At 72.4% G+C, this 20,131-nt stretch carries 21 protein-coding genes; 13 read left to right on the forward strand and 8 right to left on the reverse strand.

Features of this window, described 5'->3' with window-relative positions; translation table 11 throughout:
- Nucleotides 1-113 precede the first annotated feature (113 nt).
- Entirely contained in the window at nt 114-1,808 is a 1,695-nt protein-coding gene (locus LO763_RS10855; protein ID WP_230602002.1) for a DUF6055 domain-containing protein, read from the forward strand.
- 52 nt (nt 1,809-1,860) lie between these two features.
- Here the strand turns inward: LO763_RS10855 and LO763_RS10860 are convergent, their stop codons facing one another.
- Complete coding sequence (locus tag LO763_RS10860) at nt 1,861-2,145, reverse strand: hypothetical protein (RefSeq protein ID WP_230602003.1); 285 nt, start codon at nt 2,143-2,145, stop codon at nt 1,861-1,863.
- Nucleotides 2,146-2,365: 220 nt separating this feature from the next.
- On the opposite strand from LO763_RS10860, the gene LO763_RS10865 reads away from it, so the two are divergent.
- Genes LO763_RS10865 through LO763_RS10875 form a run of 3 tightly spaced genes read left to right on the forward strand, consistent with a single transcriptional unit; the run spans nt 2,366 to nt 4,551 of the window.
- The gene (locus LO763_RS10865; protein ID WP_230602004.1) at nt 2,366-2,734 is read left to right on the forward strand and encodes an effector-associated constant component EACC1; all 369 of its coding nucleotides are present in this window, start codon (nt 2,366-2,368) and stop codon (nt 2,732-2,734) included.
- Nucleotides 2,727-3,923 (forward strand): caspase, EACC1-associated type, encoded by a 1,197-nt coding sequence (locus LO763_RS10870; RefSeq protein WP_230602005.1) that lies wholly within the window; start codon nt 2,727-2,729, stop codon nt 3,921-3,923. Before LO763_RS10865 ends, LO763_RS10870 begins: the two co-directional genes overlap by 8 nt.
- Before the next feature lie 16 nt (nt 3,924-3,939).
- The gene (locus LO763_RS10875) at nt 3,940-4,551 is read left to right on the forward strand and encodes a hypothetical protein (RefSeq protein ID WP_230602006.1); all 612 of its coding nucleotides are present in this window, start codon (nt 3,940-3,942) and stop codon (nt 4,549-4,551) included.
- 469 nt (nt 4,552-5,020) lie between these two features.
- Here the strand turns inward: LO763_RS10875 and LO763_RS10880 are convergent, their stop codons facing one another.
- Nucleotides 5,021-5,605: a hypothetical protein gene (locus LO763_RS10880; RefSeq protein WP_230602007.1), complete on the reverse strand. Its 585-nt coding sequence runs from the start codon at nt 5,603-5,605 to the stop codon at nt 5,021-5,023.
- 208 nt (nt 5,606-5,813) lie between these two features.
- Between LO763_RS10880 and LO763_RS10885 the strand changes: the two genes are divergently transcribed.
- On the forward strand, nt 5,814-6,581 hold the full coding sequence (locus LO763_RS10885) for a hypothetical protein (protein WP_230602008.1): 768 nt from the start codon (nt 5,814-5,816) through the stop codon (nt 6,579-6,581).
- A 55-nt stretch (nt 6,582-6,636) separates the two neighbouring features.
- On the opposite strand, the gene LO763_RS10890 is transcribed toward LO763_RS10885, so the two are convergent.
- From LO763_RS10890 to LO763_RS10900, 3 genes are all read right to left on the reverse strand, one after another.
- Nucleotides 6,637-7,212: a TIGR03086 family metal-binding protein gene (locus tag LO763_RS10890; RefSeq protein WP_230602009.1), complete on the reverse strand. Its 576-nt coding sequence runs from the start codon at nt 7,210-7,212 to the stop codon at nt 6,637-6,639.
- Between the two features lie 89 nt (nt 7,213-7,301).
- Nucleotides 7,302-8,051 carry a MerR family transcriptional regulator gene (locus LO763_RS10895; protein ID WP_230602010.1) on the reverse strand — a complete coding sequence of 250 codons (750 nt, stop codon included), beginning with the start codon at nt 8,049-8,051 and terminating at the stop codon, nt 7,302-7,304.
- A 230-nt stretch (nt 8,052-8,281) separates the two neighbouring features.
- Nucleotides 8,282-9,037, reverse strand: a complete 756-nt coding sequence (locus LO763_RS10900; protein ID WP_230602011.1) for an AraC family transcriptional regulator — start codon at nt 9,035-9,037, stop codon at nt 8,282-8,284.
- A 76-nt stretch (nt 9,038-9,113) separates the two neighbouring features.
- Between LO763_RS10900 and LO763_RS10905 the strand changes: the two genes are divergently transcribed.
- The gene (locus tag LO763_RS10905; protein WP_230602012.1) at nt 9,114-10,274 is read left to right on the forward strand and encodes an MFS transporter; all 1,161 of its coding nucleotides are present in this window, start codon (nt 9,114-9,116) and stop codon (nt 10,272-10,274) included.
- On the opposite strand, the gene LO763_RS10910 is transcribed toward LO763_RS10905, so the two are convergent.
- Together LO763_RS10910 and LO763_RS10915 are read right to left on the reverse strand one after the other, a co-directional pair.
- Complete coding sequence (locus tag LO763_RS10910; RefSeq protein WP_230602013.1) at nt 10,275-10,691, reverse strand: SRPBCC family protein; 417 nt, start codon at nt 10,689-10,691, stop codon at nt 10,275-10,277.
- Between the two features lie 325 nt (nt 10,692-11,016).
- Nucleotides 11,017-12,060 (reverse strand): LacI family DNA-binding transcriptional regulator, encoded by a 1,044-nt coding sequence (locus LO763_RS10915; RefSeq protein ID WP_230602014.1) that lies wholly within the window; start codon nt 12,058-12,060, stop codon nt 11,017-11,019.
- 364 nt (nt 12,061-12,424) lie between these two features.
- Between LO763_RS10915 and LO763_RS10920 the strand changes: the two genes are divergently transcribed.
- The 6 genes from LO763_RS10920 to LO763_RS10945 all read left to right on the forward strand — a co-directional run bounded on the left by LO763_RS10920 (nt 12,425) and on the right by LO763_RS10945 (nt 17,161).
- Complete coding sequence (locus tag LO763_RS10920) at nt 12,425-13,243, forward strand: SGNH/GDSL hydrolase family protein (protein ID WP_230602015.1); 819 nt, start codon at nt 12,425-12,427, stop codon at nt 13,241-13,243.
- A gap of 333 nt (nt 13,244-13,576) precedes the next feature.
- Nucleotides 13,577-14,044, forward strand: coding sequence for a hypothetical protein (locus LO763_RS10925; protein WP_230602016.1), 468 nt, complete (start codon nt 13,577-13,579; stop codon nt 14,042-14,044).
- 66 nt (nt 14,045-14,110) lie between these two features.
- The gene (locus LO763_RS10930) at nt 14,111-14,524 is read left to right on the forward strand and encodes a YchJ family protein (RefSeq protein ID WP_230602017.1); all 414 of its coding nucleotides are present in this window, start codon (nt 14,111-14,113) and stop codon (nt 14,522-14,524) included.
- Nucleotides 14,525-14,660: 136 nt separating this feature from the next.
- A complete protein-coding gene (locus LO763_RS10935) occupies nt 14,661-15,248 on the forward strand; it encodes a TetR/AcrR family transcriptional regulator (RefSeq protein ID WP_230602018.1) in 588 nt (195 codons plus the stop codon).
- A 57-nt stretch (nt 15,249-15,305) separates the two neighbouring features.
- Nucleotides 15,306-16,298, forward strand: coding sequence for an aminoglycoside phosphotransferase family protein (locus LO763_RS10940; protein WP_230602019.1), 993 nt, complete (start codon nt 15,306-15,308; stop codon nt 16,296-16,298).
- A gap of 119 nt (nt 16,299-16,417) precedes the next feature.
- Nucleotides 16,418-17,161 (forward strand): SDR family NAD(P)-dependent oxidoreductase, encoded by a 744-nt coding sequence (locus tag LO763_RS10945; RefSeq protein ID WP_230602020.1) that lies wholly within the window; start codon nt 16,418-16,420, stop codon nt 17,159-17,161.
- Nucleotides 17,162-17,220: 59 nt separating this feature from the next.
- Here LO763_RS10945 and LO763_RS10950 read toward each other — a convergent pair whose 3' ends face one another.
- On the reverse strand, nt 17,221-18,912 hold the full coding sequence (locus tag LO763_RS10950; protein ID WP_230602021.1) for an Hsp70 family protein: 1,692 nt from the start codon (nt 18,910-18,912) through the stop codon (nt 17,221-17,223).
- 202 nt (nt 18,913-19,114) lie between these two features.
- Here LO763_RS10950 and LO763_RS10955 point away from each other — a divergent pair, with 202 nt between their 5' ends.
- The gene (locus LO763_RS10955) at nt 19,115-20,104 is read left to right on the forward strand and encodes a phosphotransferase enzyme family protein (protein ID WP_439650282.1); all 990 of its coding nucleotides are present in this window, start codon (nt 19,115-19,117) and stop codon (nt 20,102-20,104) included.
- Nucleotides 20,105-20,131: the final 27 nt, after the last annotated feature.

Raw genomic sequence — 20,131 nt, forward strand, 5'->3', positions numbered from 1 at the left:
CTAATATTTACGTCCGTAAATATTAAGTGCGGTTCGGCCGTAAGCCCTGGTCACGCGGGCTCCGGTCGGCTGCGGGCGTGTCCTGGACGCGCCGGAGCGAAGGAGCTCATCCCATGGAAGTCACGCGGAGTCGCAGGAGGCGGCTCGGGGCCGTCGGATTGGCGGCGGGCGCGCTCATGGCCGCCTCCGCGGCGGTGGTGGCGGCAGTCCCGGCATCTGCCGCCGTCTGCGACGCCGTCCAGTACTCGATCACCTCCCAGTGGGGGACCGGGCACAACGCGGCGGTGTCCATCAAGGCCGGTTCGGAGCCGATCGACGGCTGGACCGTGGAGTTCGACCTGCCCGCCGGCTCGACCGTGCAGAACGCCTGGAACGTCGAGTACACCCAGTCAGGGCAGCGGTTCCGAGGCGAGGACGCCGGCTGGAACGCCCAGATCGGTGCAGGCCAGACCAAAGAGGTCTTCGGCATGACCGTCACCGGCACGGGCACCACCCCGACCGCGTTCGCGGTCAACGGCGTCGACTGCGGCGAGGACAGCGTCCCCACGACCGAGCCCACCGAGGAGCCCACCGGCGAGCCGAGCCAGCAGAAGCAGACCCGCACCCCCGCGTTCCTCATCGAGGCCGGGGCCGAGACCGACAACTACGTGGAGTCCGAGAACTTTACCGTCCGCTGGGGCGACGCCGTCGACGCGGTCGCCTGGGGCCGGCAGCGCGGCTACGACAACTACCCCCAGTGGGTCGCGGACCACATGGAGGAGATCTACGACTACTACGTCGACGAGGTGGGCTTCGTCGACCCCGCCGACCACGACCTGGGCTCCCGGTACCGCATCAACCTCTACCTGTGCGGCACCTGGTCGAACGGCTTCCTGCCGCCCGCGAACTGGGCCGGGCCCGACGAGACCGGCGTGGGCCACATCTGCATGCCGTACGACAAGACCTGGGACGACTGGGTCGAGTCCCACGAGTTCAACCACATCCTCCAGTCCTACGCCAGCGACATCAACGCCGACGACGGGAACGGCGGCGGCTGGGGCCACGGCAACCCCGTGGCGGGCCCGGTGTGGGAGGCGCACGCCAACTACATGGCCCGCATGCAGCGCCCCGACGTGGTCCTCGGCTCCGGCTACTACCTCGAGCGCCAGCACTTCCGCTGGCTCGCGCAGGAGACCTACTACGGCGACTGGCTGATGTTCGACACGATCGCCGAGCTCTACGGCCCCGAAGCGGTCGACCGGCTCTGGTTCGAGGCCGAGCAGGGCGAGCACCCGATCGACACCATCAAACGCGTCCTCCAGCTCGACCACGCCGAGTTCGCGGCGCTCATCGGCGAGATGACCTCCCGGCAGGTCGTCTACGACTTCGACCAGGGCCAGGCCATGCGCTCGGACCTGTGGCGCAGCGGCGGCTCCTACCGGCCGCTCCACACCGACGCGCTCCAGGGCCTCGGCTCGAACCGCTACCGGATCGCCGCCTCGGACGCCCCGCACCAGTACGGGCACAACATCATCCGGTTGAACCCGACCACGAGCGACGTGAGCGTCCAGCTCGCGGGCGCCTCGAACCTCTCAGGCGCCGACTGGCGCTTCCGGCTCGTGGCCGTGAAGGCCGACTTCTCGGTCCGCTACAGCGACTTCTTCTCGCCCGGCCAGACCGCGAACTTCTCGCTCCAGAGCGGGGAGACCCACATGATGCTCGTCGTCGCCGCGACCCCGTCGCAGCACCGCAACTACACGATGTGGGAAGTGGGCGTGGGAGACCCGTTCCCCTACGAACTCACCATCAACGGCGCCACACCGTCCTAGAGGGAGGAAACGGTCGGCGACGCGGCCCTCGGGTCGCGTCGCCGCACTCGGTTCACGACTGGCGGTGCCTGCGGACGGCCGCGAGCGCCTGGCGCGGATCGGCGAAGTCCTCGGTGCCCGCGCAGGTGTAGGCGACCAGGTCCTCTTTGGAGCCGGTCGCCCTGACGAACATGAAGCCCTCCGTGGGGTGGGTGACCGCGGCGCGCCACTTGGACGGTCTGACGTCGCTCGGGATGACCGACCCGACCCACTGGCCGGTGGCCCCGTCGATCGCGGCGAAGCCCTCCGACACGAGGTCCGCGTTCTCGACCAGTTGCAGTTCGCCCTTCTTGCCCATGGGACTCCTTCGATCGGTGCGGGAGATGAGCAGGAGTATAGGTTCGCGGCGCCCGGCGGGCATCCTCCGCGAGCGCCGATCGGAGCGGAACCACCCTTGGTGTCCATGATCCGACAGTAGAGCGCGATGCGCCGACCAGGGCCCCTGGCTAGTCTTGGCCTTCCCCGAGTCGCAGCCGAGCCGTAGCATGTCCGGATCGCCGATCACCGCTGGAGGCGCCGTGAACCCCCTTACCTCCGAACCGCCTCGGGACGCCCCGCGAGTCCCCACCGAGGCCCGGATCTCCGTCTCGGACCAGGCGGAGCTGCGCTCGCTGCGGGAGCACCTGCGGCGGATCCGCGGCGCGCAGGTCGAGCAGGTCGCGGCGGAACCGGAGGCCGGGGCGCTCGGCTCGGGCGAACTGCTGCAGATCGCCGTCCCCGCCGCAGGACTGCTCGCGGTCGTCGTCAGGACGCTGCCGGAGTTCATCCGGTCCCGGCGTTCCTCGGTCAGCGTCACCGTGGAGACCGCGGACTGGAACGTCACCGTCTCCGGCGAGAACCTCGACGACGTGGAATCCGTCATCAAGCGGGTCCTGCCGGATGCCTGACGCGCTCGACGGCGACTACTCGCGCTCGCGCGCGGTCCTGATGGGCACCTGGTCCTACCGGCACCTCAAACCGGTCGACGCGGCCGAGCGCAGCTACCACCGCATGCGCGACCTCCTGCGCGGCCCGGTCTGCGGCGAGTGGCCCGAGGACCGGATGACGGCCGTCGCGAACCCGGAGACGGTCGGGGAGCTCCGGCGCGAACTCGTCGAGGCATTCCTGGACGTCGAGGACGTCGCCCTGTTCTACTTCGTCGGCCACGGGCTCTACGACTACCGCGACCGGCTGCACTTGACCGTCCAGGCCACCGAGCCGCGCACGCCGTACCGCGGCGCGACCAGCCTGCCGTTCGAATCCGTCCGCGAGGCCTTCCACCACAGCCGGGCCCGGACCAAGATCGCCGTCCTCGACTGCTGCTTCGCCGGCCTGGCCGCCCGCGCCGAAGGCTCCCTGGCGATCGACATGCCGCTCCCGCAGTCGGGCTCGTACCTCATGATGAGCAGCAGCGAGTACGCCAAGTCGTGGTACGAGCTCCCCGATGAATCGGCCGAACCGCAGACCTACTTCACCAAGTACTTCGTGGACACCGCCGAGGCGGGCATCGCGGGACGACCGCCCGGCCTGACCCTCGACGACCTCTTCGCGACCGTCGCCCGCCGACTCGTCCGCGACGGGATCCCCGAGCCGCGCAGCCGCACGGACGACTACGCCGCCCGGTTCGCGTTCGCCCGCAACAAGGCGGCCGAGAACGGACCGGACGCGCTGTACGAGGAGGCCTACCGCCTCGAGCGCGAGGGCGGCGCCGAGCACCTGCCGACCATGAAGGCCCTGTACCGAACGGCCGCAGAGCAGGGCCATGGCCGCGCGATGTGCCGACTCGGCCTCATCGAGGAGGGCCGGACGCTCGCGGAGATGGAGGGGACCCCGCTCGGGGAGGTGGTCGACACCGACGTCTTCGCGGCCGTCCGCTGGTACACCAGGGCCTCCGAGGGAGGGGACGAGGCCGCCCCGCTCCTGCTGGGACGCGTCTACGAGGAGGTGTTCCGCGAGCCGCACGAGGCGCTCCGCTGGTACCAGCTGGCCGTCAACCGAGGCAACAGCGCCGCGAGGGAGCGGCTGAACGGGCTGCGGTACCGGCTGGACCACGGACTCGGCCCGCCCTCCCGCGACGAGGACCACGAGACGACCTGAAGAGAGGACGAGGAAGATGAGCGGCACCGATCAGGAGCGGGCCCGAGCCGCCCACCGCCGCTGGATCGAGCGGGAATGGGAGGGGCAGGACAGCCTCGCCGTCGCGTACTGCCTGGACGCGCTCCTCGAAGCAGGAGGCGGCGACTACGGCGAGTTCGCGATGCTCGCCGAACCGGAGCAGGCGCTGCTGCTCAGGTGCTTCTGCGGCCTCCTCCCGCCCCGGGCCGGCCTCCGCCGGGCGGCCCGCGACTTCTACGAGCAGATCGGACCCGGCCGCCTCAGCCCGTTCGCGGCCGAACTGGCGCAGCCCGAAGGCGGTCGCCTCCTGGATGGGTTCCGCCTGGCCGAACCGGGACGTCCGGACGCCTCCCGCATCGGTCCCGAACTGCGGCAGGCCCTGTCGCGGCACGGGTGCACGCCGGTCTTCGCGGCCGACGCGTCCGTCGGGGACACCTGGCAGCTCGTGTTCGACGGCGGTCTCAGCGTGGGGCACGCCGTCGCCGTCGGCGGGCTCTGGGAGGCGTATTCGCTGGTGCGGCCGAACTCCATGTGGGGCATGGAGAAGGTCGGCGCCCACGCCGACCTCGAGGACGCGGTCCGCGACGTCCTCGTGAACTACCTGGCCTGACAGGAGGAACCAGATCAAGGTCGAACCGCGTTTCCGCCGTCAGGTCAAGGCGTTGATCACCAAGGACCCCAGTGCCCGCGCGCTCAACGACGCGCTCTCCCCGAAGGAGCGCACCAGGTTCAACGCCTACGCCGAAGCGGTCGTCCTCGCCCTGCTGCGGCCGCGGCTCGGCGACGCCGCAGGCGTCGCCGAGCTCGCCGACCTCACCTCGGCGATCACGGTCGGCCACCGGGCGCAGCGGCGGCCGGTCAACGAGTTCGTCATCGAGCACGTCCTGCTCTCAGCGTTCGGGCGGCCGTCGGACTTCGACGCCGCCGCGATACCCGCGACCGCCTTGTCCGCGGCGGCGGCCGCGATCATCCGGCACGAGCGCGACACGCGACCCGAGGTCGCCGAGACGGTCGACGCGATCCTCGACCACGCCGAGACGCTGCTGCGGGCGAGACCCGACTTAGGGGGTGTGACCGGCTCAGTGGAGCCGACCGGTCGCCACAGGGCTCCGAGCGTCCACGACCGGGACTTCAGCGGTCGCGGAGGCTATCAGTCGGGTCAGGGCCTGGACGTCGATCCTGCCGGAGACCACCGACGTGTTCGCGAGCGCACGGCTGACCCCCATCGGGAGCGGGGACGCGCCGAGGGCGCGGGTGACCCGGTTCTGCTTCGCTTCGCGCGGCAGCGGGGAGGCGGTCGGCGTCCGCTCGATCCCGATGAACGACTGCTTGGCCGCGCCCGCCTGCCGCTCCCAGAGCACCACCGTCTTGACGTCCCGCCAGGGGATGAACGTGCGCCGCAGACCGATGAACAGCCGGAGCTCGATGCCCTCCGCGCTCGTGGTCACCACATTGGTCCGACGCACGAGAGGGTACAGGTAGAACGCCAGACCGGTTACGACGAACGGCAGCAAGATCAGCTTCGGGTCGCGCCCGTTCGGGTCGTTGTTCGGCATGAACGCGAGAATCGTCATGAGCGCGAGCAGCACCAGCAGCATGTTCATGGCGGCGCCGTGGCGGTAGCGGATCGAGCCGAAGATCGGATCGGGGACGAGGGCGGCCATGGGCGGGGCTCTTTCCGAAGGGCCGTCTGATGAGGCCGGGCGGAGCCGAACCTACCCGAGGCGGTCGCGGCACTCCTCCACATGCGGCGGTCACCGATCCGAACGCGCTCAGGCCCGCACCGGTCGAGGCGGGCCGGTTCGCGGGGCCGGTGATGCCGGGGCGCCCGCGCACCGGTGGCGGATCGGCCGGCGACACTAGAATTGCGGGATGACTATGAGCGAACAGCAGCTTTTCGGTTCGCCGCAACGGTTCTGGCCGACCGGGGAGGTCGCGCCGCTGCGTCGCCGGCCGCCGCCTTCGCTCGCGGACTTCAGGGACTTCATCGTCCTGACCGAACTGCGCTCGCCCCGCTGGTACGGACCGGTGCTGCTGGCGGGGCTGGCCGTGTTCTGCGCGCTGTACTCCTTCGCGCCGTACGGCGGAGAACTGCTCTCGACCGACGCCCGGCGGTTCGCGCTCTGGGCGCTCGGCGCGGGGTTCGCCGTCGCTGCGGTGGCGGTTCTGCTGTGGGACTTCCGGACCCGGGCGAACTCGCAGATCCGCGCGCATGAGCGCTTCCTCGAGTACGGGATCGTGGCCCACGCCTACAAGACCGGTCTGAACGTGGACGACGAGAGCTTCCTGCCGGCGTGGGTGCTCATCGACGCCGAGGTCGCGGACGAGCAGGCCGCCCGGCTGCACGCCGCGTTCGACGCGTGGCTGAACGCGGTGCTGGAGGACGAGAAGCTGCGATCGCAGGTGCGGACGATGTTCCACGCGAAGGACGGCCTGGTCGCGAGCGAGACGCTGTTCGGCCCCGAGGCGGCGGGCGGGTTCCTGGCGGGGCCCTACAAGTCCGGGCATTGGAGAGGCCTGCTGCCGAAGGGGAACGGGGTGCCGCTCCCGCGGGCCGAAGGCGGAGCGTGGCGGACGTTCACGGTCTTCGACCCCGAGCCGTCGGATGAGCTGCAACCGACGGTCGGCACCGGGGACTAGCGTCCAGGGGTGCTTCCGGGCCGGCCCCGCGCCCGCACGGGACCGGCCCGTCGCTTCAGGGCCGCCAGTCGGGGTCGCGGCCGGTGAGGGCCATCAGGCGGTCCTGCGGGTCGGCGTCGTCCGCGACCTTGAAGGCCGGGCCGTAGATGCCCTCCCTGGCAGCCTGGTCGTCGGCGTCCTGGCCCACGAACTCCAGGAGCGTCTCGAGGGTCGCCTCGTCGAGCTCGTAGTCCTGGCCCGTGGCCCGGGCCAGGTCCCAGCCGTGGACCGCGACCTCGTTGAGGCCCACCAGGCCCATCACCGCGGCCGGGAAGGTCACGCCGCCCGCGGTGGCGTCGCCCTCCCACGCGGACGGGCGGCTCCACGCCTCGGCGAGCGTACGCAGGCGCTCTTCCAGGAGCGGCCGCCAGCCCGGTTCCAGCGTTGCATCCGGTACTCCCGGAGGGGCGTCGTTGTGCGGGCCGCGTTCGCCCTCGGCCGCGGCCGTGAACGCCAGGCACAGGCCGAGCATGTGGTTCACCAGCTGCGCCACCGTGTACTCCTCGCACGGGGTGGCGCCGGACAGCCGCTCGTCCTCGACGTGGTCGAGCAGCGCCGCCACCCGTTCGGTGGTGCTCTTGAAATCGGTCATGCGCGGTCCCTTCTGAGGTTGTGAGTGCAGACGACGCGCGGTGCGCGGATTCATCGGTGCGGCGGACCCCTCCGGGTCCGCCGCCCTTGCTAGAGGTTCGCGTCGGCGTAGGCGTCCATGCCCTCGCGCAGGTACGCCGCGAGGTTCTGCGCCACCTCGTCGAACGTGGCCGTGAAGGCCGGGTCGTCGGTGTAGAGCGCGCCCAGGCCCTTGTACGCCTCGGCGGTCGGGGCGGTGCCCCACAGCTTCGCGATGAAGCGGTAGTGCTCCTCGACCACGGCCTGGACCGCCTCCGAGGCGGCGGCCTCGCCGGCCGCGTCCAGTCCGGCGAGCCTGCGGTGCAGGTCCTCGAACCGGGCCGGGATCGCCCGGCGCTCCTCGTCGCTCATCGCCCGCACGGCCGCGTCGCTCGCGTCCACCGCGGCGTCGCCCCAGCGGCGCCGCGCCTCGGCCTCGTGCCTGCTCGCCTCGAGCCCGTCGAACCAGGTCTCGGGTGTCATGGTCTGTCTCCCTTCGAGTTGTCGGATGGTGTCCGCGACGGTGGCGGCCAGGCGGTCGAGGCGCTCGCGCTCCTCGGCGAGCCGCTCGGCGTGGCGCCTGAGCGCCTCGACCTCGGGCAGGGCCCCGTCGAGGATCTCCGCGATCACGTCGAGGCGCAGGTCCAGGCGGCGCAGCAGCAGGATCTGCTGGAGCCGCAGGAGCTCGCCCTCGCCGTAGCGCCGCAGGCCCCCGTGGCCCGTCGCGGCGGGTTCGAGGAGTCCGATGGCGTCGTAGTGCCGCAGAGTCCGCGACGTCACGCCCGCCAGGCGGGTGACCTCGGCCGTCGACCACGTTCGCATCGCTTCCTCCTCGTTCCTGAACCGAAGGTATTGGTTGACGCTACGTCAACCGCAAGGCGCTTTTCATGAGGCGCACGACACAGGCCCGGGCCGGAACGCTGTCGTTCCGGCCCGGGCCCGGTGAGGGAGGGCGACGGGGCGCCGTCGCCATGGCGTCGAGACATCGAATTGAATCGATATAATGACGCGGCCTCAGCATAGCTTGTTAACGCTCTCATCGCAATGGCCGCCTACAGCCGAAGGTCCGGCTCGCGCCGCAGGTACTCGCCCGGCGTCACTCCGAACGAGGCCCGGAACGCCCCGATGAACGCGCTCGGGCTCGCGTAGCCGCAGGCCACGGCGATCCGCGTGATCTGGTGCCCCTCGGCCAGGAGCACCAGCGCGTGGTGCAGCCGGAACTGGCCGCGCCACCGCGCGAAGCTCGTCCCGGCCTCCTCGCGGAACAGCCGGCTCAGCGTCCGCTCCGAGGACCCCACGGCCGCACCGAGCTGCGCGAGCGTGCGCCGGTCCCCGGGGTGCTCCTCCAGGAGCGCCACCACCTCCCGCAGCCGCGGGTCGGCCAGCGCCGGCAGGAACCGCTGCGGCGCCTCCACAGTGCACAGCAGGTCGAGCACGACCTGCTCGAGCCGCCCGCGCACCGGCTCGCCGAGCGCGCCGCCGGTGAGCGCGGTGACCGCCTCGCGCAGCAGCGGCGTGAACGCCAGCACCGAGGGCCGGTCGATGAACGGCCCGCCCCCTTCGGGGTCGAACAGCACCGACCGCATCTCCGTCGCGCCGCATGCCCGGTGGGCGTGCGCGGTCCCGGCGGGCATCCACACCCCCTGCGAGGGCGGCACGACCCACACCCCGGAGGCGGTGAAGACCCGCAGCACGCCCCGGAGCGGGTAGATGAGCTGGTGGCCCTCGTGGCGGTGCCAGCCGATGCGCTCCAGGTGCGAGAGCAGCCGGATCGGGGAGCTCGGGATGATCTGGCCGTCGATCGTCATGATTCGGCAGAATACCGTTAGCCGGAGGCCGGCGCGACTCGGAACCCTTGTGGAAGAACGGACAAGGAGTACCGACATGACCCTTACGACGCCGGCCGCCGACACGGCTCCGGCCGACGCCTCGCCCTTCCGGCGGATGCGCCTGTGGGCCGCCGCCCACGCCGTCGACGACATGTACCAGGGGCTCGTGCCCGCGTGCGTGCCCTACTTCGTGCTCGACCGCGGCTACGGGTACGTCGCGGCCACGGGGCTCACGCTCGCCGCGGCCATCGGCAGCTCGATCCCGCAGCCCTTCATCGGCATGGCCGTCGACCGCCGCCGCCTCGACTGGTTCGCCCCCGCAGGGGTCGCCCTCGCCGGGACCGGCCTCGGCCTCGCGGGCGTGGCCGGACCGTACCCGCTGGTCCTGGCCCTGATCTTCCTCTCCGGCCTCGGGGTGGCGATGTTCCACCCGGCCGCCGGGAAGGGCGCCCGCGAGACGGCGGGCGACAGCGCCGCCGCGATGAGCGTCTTCGCCGCGGGCGGCAGCGTCGGGTTCTTCCTCGCCCCGGTCCTGGCCACCCCGGCGCTCATGGCGTGGGGCGTGGGCGCCACCGCGCTGTTCATCCCGCCCGCGGTGCTCATCGCGTTCGTCATGCTCCGGGGGCGCACCCGGACGGCCGCGGGCCCGGTGCGGCACCGCACCGGCACCGACCGCTGGGGCCCGTTCGCGGTCCTCACCGCGATCGAGGTGGTCCGCTCGATGCTGTGGGTCGGGATCATCACCTTCATCGAGCTGTACTGGATCCGCCACCTCGGCTCGGGCCACGCCGTCGCCGGGATCGCCTTGGCGGGCTTCATGCTCGGCTCGGTGGTCGGCACCCTCATGGGCGGACGCCTGGCCGACCGCTTCGGCGCGGTCCGCACCACCCGGATCGGCGGGGTCGCCATCGTCCCGCTGCTGGTCCTGCTGCGGGTGGTGCCCGGCGAGTGGGTCCCGCTGCTGCTGGCCCTCGCCGTGGGCGTCGCGATCAACATCCCCTTCGCGGTCCTGGTGAAGCTCGCGCAGGACTACCTGCCGACGCGGCCCGGGACGGCCGCGGGCGTGACCCTCGGCCTGGCGATGAGCGCGGGCGGCCTGTTCGCCCCCGCGTACGGCCTCATCGCCGAAGCCCATGGGCCCGAAGGGGTCTTCACCGTCCTCTGCGCCGTACCGGTGGCCGCGGTGGTCCTCGGGGTCTTCCTGAAGCGGCCCTGATCAGCTCTCGGCGAGGGCCGCGAACGCCGCGGCCTCCGCCGCGACGTACCGGCGGGCCTTGCCCGCGAAGAACGCCTTGGCGACCCAGGCGCCGGGACCGGACCACTCGATCGCGAGTGCGAGCCGCGTCCCGGCGCCACTGGCCTTGAGCTCGTGGGACGCCCGGGTGCGGATGCCCGAAGCGCTCGCGACCCAGGTGAAGCCGGCGTCCGGGCGCCAGTCGACCACCTCGTACTCGGCGGCGGCGAGGCCGGGCTGGCGCACCAGGAACCGGCTGCCGACCGCGATCGGGCCCGGATCGCCGACGCGCGCGATCGAATCCACTGTGGGCAGCAGCTCGGCCCACCGATCGAGCGCACTCAGGTGCGTCCATACCTCGGCCGGGGTCGCGCGGATCTCACGTTCGACAAGGATCATGCGGCACATCGTACCCATCGACACCTGTCGAAGCGTTCCGCGCGCTCAGCCCTCGAACGCGCGCCGCTCCTCCCGCAGCCACCGCGCGAACGTCCGCGCCGGGCGGCCCAGCACCCGTTCGACGTTGTTGTTCACCGTGGCCGGCGTGTCCCCGACGTTCTCGGCGACGTCCAGGAGCGAGCCGAACGCGCCCTCGGGGAACCACTCGGGTCGGGCCGCGAGCGCCTGCGCCCGCGTCAGCTCCTCGACCTCGACCGGCCTCCCGAACTCGGCGTCGGCACGGGCGGCTGAACGTCCAGCGGCCCGACGGGCCGCGATCCCGCCCTCAGCGGGCCGAACGCGGCGGCGCGGTCGACTCGCGCACGACGAGGCTCGTCGCCAGCTGCACGTGGTGCGAGTCGGGGACCTTGCCCGCCGCCAGGTCCAGCGCGGTCCGCGCCGCCACCCGCCCCATCTGGCGCAGCGGCTGGCGCACCGTCGTCAGCGGCGGCTCCACCCACATCGCGTTGTAGGTGTCGTCGAAGCCCACCACGCTCAGGTCGCCCGGGACCTCCAGGCCCCGCCGCCGCGCGCTGCGCAGCACGCCCACCGCGACGCTGTCGCTCCCCGCGAAGACCGCCGTCGGCGGGTCCTCCAGGTCCAGCAGCGCGTCCGCGCTCACCTCGCCGGACTCGGGACTGAACTTCCCGGTCCTCACCAGCGCCGGGTCGACCTCGATGCCCGCGGCCTCCAGCGCCTCCCGGTACCCGTGCAGGCGCTCGCGCGCCGGAACCGACCGCTCCGGCCCGCCCGCGAAGCCGATCCTCCGGTGCCCCAAGTCGATCAGGTGCCTCGTGGCCTGGACGCCGCCCGCCCAGTTCGTCGCGCCCAGGCTCGTCACCCGCTCGTCGAGGGGGTTGGCCGGGTCGATCACCACCAGCGGCAGCCCCAGCTGCTCGCACGCGGTCATCTCCTCGCCGGTCAGCTGCGCGGTCACCACGACCAGTCCCGCCGCGCCGCTCCCGGCGATCTCCTTGATCCGGTCGAGCCCCAGCGGCTCGTTCTGCGCCGTGATCTTCGAGTCGAGCGCGCTCGTCACCACCTCGACGCCCAGTTCGCGGCCGCCGCTGATGAGGCCGTCGAGCACGTAGACCGCGTACATGTTGAGGATCGTGTCGAACACGACGTGGATCGACTGGGGCGCGGCCGTCTCCCGCGGGCCGGTGGTCGGCACGTACCCGAGCTCGGCGATGGCCTCCCGCACCAGCCGCCGCGTCTCCTCGGCCACCCCCGGTCTGCCGTTGAGCACCTTCGAGGCCGTGGCCTTCGAGACGCCGGCGCGATCGGCCACCTCGGTCAGCGTCGCGCGGGGGCGGGCGGGCTCGCTCATGGGCTGCACCTTACTTCGGGACGGGTGCCGTCATTCTAGCCATGAGTGAAAAAGTTTCCAACAGTCCCGGCGATATTTCCACTCCATGAAGAGAAGAATCCATGGAGGCGTCCGGTAACGCGCCGCCCTCGCAGGGGTAAACCGGACGAAACACTTTCTCCGATGGGTCCGCGGCATCAATCGCGCCTACAGTGGACCATGCTCCGCCCCGGTCGACGCACCGCCCGAGTGACGGAATATCACGCACCGTTCCTATTGCGGCACAATGGACTTGCCTGCATATAATGGCGCGGTCCTCCGGCGGGCGGGCGCCTCTCACCCGGGGCGGCCCTCCCACCGGCCCTGACGACAGCAAGGAGACCCTGTGTCCTTCAAGGAAGGCAAGTCGCGCCGCGTGATCACCCGCGTCGCCGCGGTCGCCGCGGCCGCGGGCCTGGGCGTCGCCGGCCTGGCCGGCTCCGCTTCGGCCGACATCACGATCCAGCAGTACGTGGCGCTCGGCGACTCGTACGCCTCGGGCGTCGGCGCGGGCGACTACATCGGCGACGACGGCTGCTACCGCTCCGCCAACGCCTACCCCCGGCAGGCCGCGTCGGAACTCGGCGAGCGCCTGTGGTTCGAGGCCTGCTCGGGCGCCCGCGTCGAGGACGTGGTCGCGAACCAGCTGAACCACCTCCGCCCCGCCAACACCGAGCACGTCACGATCGGCGTGGGCGGCAACGACGCCGGGTTCTCGACCGTCCTGGGCGCCTGCGCCGGCACGGACACGGCCCTGTGCGAGGGTGCGATCGCCAACGCGCGGAACATCATCGAGAACTCGCTCCCGGCCGAGCTCGACGACCTGTACACCCGGGTCGAGACCAAGGCTCCCGACGCGGACGTCGTGGTCGTGGGCAACCCGCGCCTGTTCGACGGCACCACCTGCGCGGGCTCGCTCGCGATCACCCCGGACGAGCAGGCGCTCCTCAACGAGACCGCCGACCTCCTCGCCGAGACCACGGCGGCCGTCGCGGCCGACCACGGCTTCGACTTCGCGGACGTCCGCGACGCGTTCGAGGGCCACGCGGTCTGCTCCGCCGACCCGTGGATCCTCGGCTACGTCGGGACCCTGGAGTCGTTCCACCCGACCGCCGCCGGCCAGGACGCCTACGCCGAGGTCGTCCTGCCGCTGCTCGACTACTAAGCGCTCGAGAGCCGAGGGGGTCTCCGGTCGGTTCCGCGGCGCCGCCGAACCGACCGGAGACCCCGGCTCCGATCCCCGAGGGCGCGAACGCGCCCGATGCGACCGGCGCGCGACGGCACCGGTCCCGGAGGGGCGACGGCGAGCCCCTGACGGCCGCTGTCCGGCCCGACGGCCCGCATCGTCCGGAGGCGGCACCGGTACCCGGAGCGCCTGCCGCCCTGCGGCCGAACCGACGGTCTCGGGTACCGGCTCGCCGGGGACCCGCCGATGCCCCTACGATCACCGACGGCTCGAATCCGAGCACCTTTCATTCCTGGGGGCGTAGTGGAGAACATGGGCGCTTACGCGGCCGCCGTACCGGTCCTGGCGGTCGTGGTGCTCCAGCAGCTTCGCGCGAGGCCGATCCGGCCCGTCGGCTCGCTCGTCACCCCTGCGGTGTTCGGCGTCCTGGGGGCTGCGGGCATCGCCTTCGGCATCGCCTCGGTCGTGAAGTTCCACCCGCTCACCGCGCTCCCCGTCGTGCTGCTCGGCGCGAGCCTGGCCGCCGCGGCGGTCCTCGGCGCCGCCCGCGCCAAGACCGTGTCGGTATGGCGCGAGCCCGGAGGCCGCGTGCTGCGCAGGGGATCCGTGGCCACGACCGGGCTGTGGCTCCTGTCGTTCGCCGTCCACCTGGCCTTCGGCCTGTGGATCGACCACGCCGACGGCGTCGGCCTCCTGGGCATCGCGTCGCTGTACGCCTATGCGGCGATAGGGCTGAGCGCGCAGAACCTCCTGCTGCGCCGACGAGCCGCCGCCCTCTGACGGGACCGCGGAACCACCGGGCCTTCCGCCCCGCCGTCCTCGCCGCGCCCGGGGGAGAATCCCCGCATGCCTCGACGCTCCCGCAAGCCCGCCCGCCCGACCGCCTGCCCGTGCGGGACCGGCCTGCCCTACGCCGAGTGCTGCGGCCCCTTCCACACCGGAGCCGCCAAGGCCCCCACCGCCGAGGCCCTCATGCGCTCGCGCTACAGCGCCTTCGCCGTCGGCGACGAGTCTTACCTCCTGCGCACCTGGCATCCCGGCACGCGGCCCGAGCGCCTCGGCCTCGGCGACGACCGCCGCTGGACGGGCCTGGAGATCCTGGAGGTCACCGGCGGCTCTCCGCTCCACACCACCGGCACCGTGCGCTTCCGCGCCGACTACGCCGACGCCGAGGGGCCCGGCTCCCAGGCCGAGCGCAGCGCCTTCGAGCGGATCGGCCCCGACTGGTATTACACGGACGCCCGCCATTTCACGCCGTGAATATTTTCGCAGGTGATAGCTGCCACAAAATCGTAAACTTTCCATTCAGTTCATCGAATACTTGTCGATTTATTAACAGCTGTCTATTCTCGTCCGAGTGAGTTTCGACCCTCCGCCACCCGCCAAGGACCGCCGGGTGCGACGAACCCGCGCCGCCCTCCTGGCCGCCGCGGTCACGCTCGTGAGCGCCCGCGGCACCGCGAACGTGCCCGTCTCCGAGATCGCCGACGCCGCGGGGGTGAGCCGCCAGCTCGTCTACCTGCACTACGGCGACCGCGACACGCTGCTGTTCGAGGCCGCCCTCGACCTCGCGCGCCGCGAACTGGCCGACCCCTGGGGCGAGGCGCCCGCCGAGACGATCAGCCGCGAACGAGCCCTGGCCGTGACCAGGCACTTCGCCGCCCACCGCGGCTTCTACCGGGCGATGTTCGAGTCCTCCAGCGCCTACGCGCTCAACCAGGTCGTCAGCGCCCTGCTCGCGCCGCTGCGCAGCAGCTCCCTCCGCGTCCGCTTCGGCTCCGTGCTCCCCCCGCGGGTCGCCGACGACCTCGGCGTGTTCATCACCGGCGGCGGCACGGCCCTGATGCACGCGTGGGTCGCCTCCTGCGACGAGGTGCTCGACCCCGAGTCGATGGCCGACCGGCTGCTGGCCGTCGGCGAGATCCTCACCGGCGCCCTCGAAGGCATCCAGCACCCCGTCCCGGCCCAGCGGGCCGGGGACTAGACCACGGGCCGGTAAACCGGTTGCCACGGGCCGCCTGCCCGGGTTGAATCACCGACCATGGACGTGACGCGGGCGACCGAGCAGCTCGGACTGGGGCGGTCGCTGCGACCGCCGGTGGTGCTCCAGGAGAACGAGCAGCTCCCGGTGTGGAAGGTCGAGACGGACTCCGGCGCCTGGGTGGTGAAGCTCCAGCGCCCCTGGGGCGACTTCTGGCTCGGCATGGCCGCGCAGACGGGCGCGCTCGAGGCCGCGGCCTGGGAGGCCGGCGTCGCCATGCCCGAGCCGCACTCGACTTACCTGGGCGAGGCGGGCCTGTGGCGCCCGGTCGGCGAGGACGTGTACGCCCGGGCGATGCGGTTCGTCGAAGGCGGGCACCCCGCTCCACCGGTGGCGGAACCGCTGGCGGCATGGGCGGGCGGCGTCGTCGCCGTCCTGGAGGCGCTCGCGATCCCGGCCGATCCCGAGGTCGTCGGCGACTACCGGACCCACCCGGACGAGGAGTGGGACGAGTGGTTCGCCCAGGCCGAGCGGCTCGGCGTCCTCGACGCCGGCCAGGTGCGCGCCTTCCGGCACGCGGTGGCGCGGACCGAGGAGATCCTCCGGGCCGACCCGCTCGCGAAGCGGCCCAAGCTGGTCATGCACCGCGACATCAGCTACAACAACGTCCTGGAGGGCCCGGACGGACCGGTGCTGCTGGACTTCGACGCGGCGGGCGCGCAGGTGCCCTGGTGGGAGCTGGTCTGCACCGCGTTCGAACTGGCCGCGCCCGGCCTGGGCGTGATGCGGCCCGAGCGCCGCGTCGTCGAGGCCTGCCTGTCGGGGTACCTCGCCGCGGGCGGGCGCCCCGGCCCGACCGACGAGTCCGCGTTCACCGGCATGCTCGCCGGACGCGTGAGCGTGGCGACGTGGCAGCTGTGGATGGCGTGCGGGCACCGCGGCGGCAGCCCCGAGCTCCAGGCCCGGTTCGGGCGGGACGTGCGCGACTCGGTCGAGGCCGCCACGATCATGCTCGAGACCGTCCCGACCTGGGCCGCCTGGCTCGAGGGGTGAGCGGCGGTTCCCGGCCCTGAAGCGGACCCGATCCGGCGAAACCGCAGGGCCGAGCCCCTCCCGGCGTCATACTGCGACACGGGCCGCCGTGCCGGGCGACCCGGAGCCGAGGAGGACTCATGGAAACAGGGAACCGCTTCACGGGCAGGACCGTCGTCGTCACCGGCGCCGGCTCGGGCATCGGCCGCGCGACCGCCAGGCGCCTGTCCGAGGAGGGCGCCGAGGTCGTGGCCGTCGACGTCGACCAGGACCGCCTCAACGAGCTCGGCGCCGAGGTCCACGTCCTCCCCGTGGCGGGCGACCTCACCGACGCGTCCGTGATCGACCGCGTGATCGCCGCCGCGGACGGCCCGATCCACGGCCTCGCCAACGTCGCGGGCATCATGGACGGCTTCCTGCCCGCCGCCGAGGTGGACGACGACACCTGGGACCGCGTCTTCGGCCTCAACGTGACCGTGCCGATGCGCCTGACCCGCGCGGTCCTGCCGCTCATGATCGAGGCCGGGGCCGGTTCGATCGTCAACATCGCCTCCGAGGCCGCCCTGCGCGGCGGAGCGGCGGGAGCGGCCTACACCGCCTCCAAGCACGCCGTCGTCGGCTTCACCAAGAACACCGCGTTCTTCTACGGCCCCAAAGGCATCCGTACTAACGCCGTGGCCCCGGGGGCGACCGCGACCAACATCGAGGGCTCGATGCGGTCCGAGTACGCCGGGAAGCGCATCGGCCCGATCATGAAGGCCGCCGTCCCCGAACCGGTCGGCGCCGGGGTCATCGCGAACGCCGTCACCTGGCTCCTGAGCGACGACGCCGCCAACGTCAACGGCGCCGTTCTCCCCAGCGACGGCGGCTGGTCCGCCGTCTGAACCGCGGTCCGCACCGGCACCCGGAGAGGCGGCTGTCGACTTCGGCCGCCCCGGCTCCCTCACCCGTTCCCGGTGACGTCCTCCAGCAGCGTGCGGCCGATCTCGACCAGCATCGCGTCGATCGCTTCGGGCTCGGCGGTCTCCGAGTCGTCTCCGATGATGACCTGGAACACGACCCTGCCCTCTACGAAGGCGATCCAGTGCTTCACGGGAGGTCCCGCCTCGACCCGGTGGTACCCGGTGTCGCCGAGTTCGGTGAATTCGCCGACCGCGACCCCCGCTTCAAGGTCAGGGTCCTCGACGACGCTCTCGACGTTGTACACCGCACTGCCGACCTCGTCGTACTCCATGACGGAGAACTGGAGGCTCCTGCCTTCGGCAGAGTAATTGCAGGCCACGTAGCCGTCATAATCGGTGACGTCGACCTCCTCGCTTGAGAAGTCGGCGGCGTCCACCCCGGCGAGCTCCAGGTACGGCCCGTAATCGAAGGCGGCGCAGATGCCGCTGTCGAAATCCGCGCCGGTGCCGGAGGCCTGAATCCCGTCCCAGATCAGCGTCACCACCGTGATGGAGCCGATGAGGATCAGCGAGGAGGCCGCCGCCAGGACCCTGTTGCGCCGGCGGCGCCGGTCCAGCGCGGTGCGCGACGGCTTGGGCAGCCTCTGAGGGCGCGGCAGCGTCACGGGCACCGGCGCGTAAGGCTGCGGCGGCGGGGTCTCCGATGCCGTCGCGGGGGAGGCGGGCCGCGTCCGCTCGGTGAGCACACTGCCCTGGGCGACGGCCGTCTCGGGCTGCTCGACCGTGGTCGGGGCGATGCCGAGTTCCCGGTGCAGCGCGGTCGCCACGATCGGCATGCGGCTCCCGCCCCCGACCAGGAACATCCCCGCGACGAGGTCGGGAGTGAGCCCGGCGGCCCTGATGACCGCCTTGACCACCTTGACCGCCTGCCCGATCAGCGGTGCGGCGGCCTGCTCGAGTTCGGGACGCGTCAGGTGGATGTCGGCGTCGCGGCCCGGGACGTGCAGGTCGGCGCTCTGGTGGCGCGACAGCCGCTCCTTGGCGAACCTGATCTCCTCGAGCAGTTCGCGGCGGGCCGCGCGATCGGCCCCGCTCTCCGGTTCGAGCAGCCGCCGCCAGTTCGGCTCGGCCGCGAACTGGCGGCCCAGGCGCCCCAGGACCGCCGCGTCCAGGTCGAGTCCGCCCAGGTCGTCGCGGCCGTCGACGGCGAGGACCGCGAAGCCGTCGGCGCGGCGTGCGACCACGCCGGCGTCGAACGTCCCGGCGCCGAGGTCGAACACCACCACCGAGGAGTCCACCGCCACGCCCTGGTCGAGCAGCGAGGCGTAGAACGTGGCGGCCGCGACCGGCTCGGGCACGAGCGCGACCGAGGCGAGGCCCGCCCGCTCGGCGGCGTCGCGGACCACCTGGCTCCTCGTCGGGCCCCAGGCGGCGGGCACGGTGACCGTGGTGCGCTCGGGCGTCCCCGCGATGCGCTCGCACTCGTCTCCGACCCGGCGCAGGATCGCGGCGACCACCTCGACCACCTCGTATTCGCGGTCGCCGAGCAGCAGCGTCTCGGCGTCGACCGCGCGCTTGGGGTTCGGCTCGAAGCGGTCGGGGCGGCGGCGGCCGCCGTGCACGGCGTCGCGGCCGACCGCGATCGTGCCGTCCTCGTGGGCGTAGACCGCCGAGGGGAGCAGGGGCGAGCCGTCGAACAGGAGCGTGTCGGACCGCCCGTCGGCGCGGCGCACGACGGCGACGGTGTGCGAGGTGCCGAAGTCGATGCCGAGGAGGAGACCGGGCCGGGGGTAGGGGCTTCCATGGGCGCCAGGCTATCGAAGCGGGCCAAGGCGGGCCGTCGCCGTGCGGTCCGCGAGGACGACGCCCGTTGCGGCCGCGGGCCGGGAATCGGATTGCGCGCGCGGCGATCGCCGGAGAGACTGACCGGCGATGATGCCGTTGACTGAGATCGATCGCCTGAAGCGCACCGTGACCCCTGCGTGGGAGAGCCCGGTCGCCGACCGGGTCGCCGCCGTGTGGGATTACCCCGGTGGCACTGCGAAGTGGTGGCGCTCAAGCGCTTCGCACGTGTTCGTCCTGCCCGATCCGAGCGGGAGGCGGTACCTCCGGTTCGTCCCCGGCGCCTACCGCGACGCCGAGGCCGTGGCGGCGGTGGCCGCTCTGACCGACCGGCTCGCCGAACTCGGTGCGGCGGTGGCCCGTCCGGTCCCGACGCCCGCCGGTGCCCTGACCGCGACCGTGCCGACGGCGCTGGGTCCCATGCACGCCATGGTGGTCGAGGCCGCTCCGGGAGACGAACTCGACCTCGCCGACGCGACCGAGGACCGCGCGCGAGCCTGGGGCGCCGCGCTCGCGGCGGTGCACGAGGCCGCCGCCGGCGTCGAGACCGGCCTTCCCGCGGCCTTCACCGAACTGGGCGAGATCGCCGACCGGTTCGCCGACGACCCGGCCCTGGTCGAGGCCGCCTCGCGCCTGTCCGACCGGCTCGACGGGCTTCCCCGCGACCGGTCCCGGTTCGGCGTCGTCCACGGCGACTTCGAACTCGACAACCTCGCCTGGGACGACGGCCGGGCGACCGCCTTCGACTTCGACGAGGCCGCCCGCTCCTGGCACGGAGCCGACATCGCCTACGCCCTGCGCGACCTGACCGGCCCCGACGGCCGCCCCGACCCCGAGCACCGGGCGCGCTTCGCGGCGTTCATCGCCGGGTACCGCGGCCTCCGGCCCTTCGACGACCGCGACCTGGAGCACCTGCGGCTGTTCGCCGGTGCGCACGCCGCCTGCTCGCTCGTGCGCATCGACCGAGCCCTCGGTGAGACGGACGGCGACGAGCCCGAATGGAGGTCCGAACTGCGGGCCCGCCTGGTCGACATGAGCGCCTCCCACCGGGCGCTCGCGGTGGCCGTCGCCGAAAGCCGCTGACCGCCGCAGGCCGACGGCCGCATGCGA

The sequence above is a fragment of the Glycomyces amatae genome, assembly GCF_020991375.1.
In the GTDB taxonomy this organism is placed as follows: domain Bacteria; phylum Actinomycetota; class Actinomycetes; order Mycobacteriales; family Micromonosporaceae; genus Glycomyces; species Glycomyces amatae.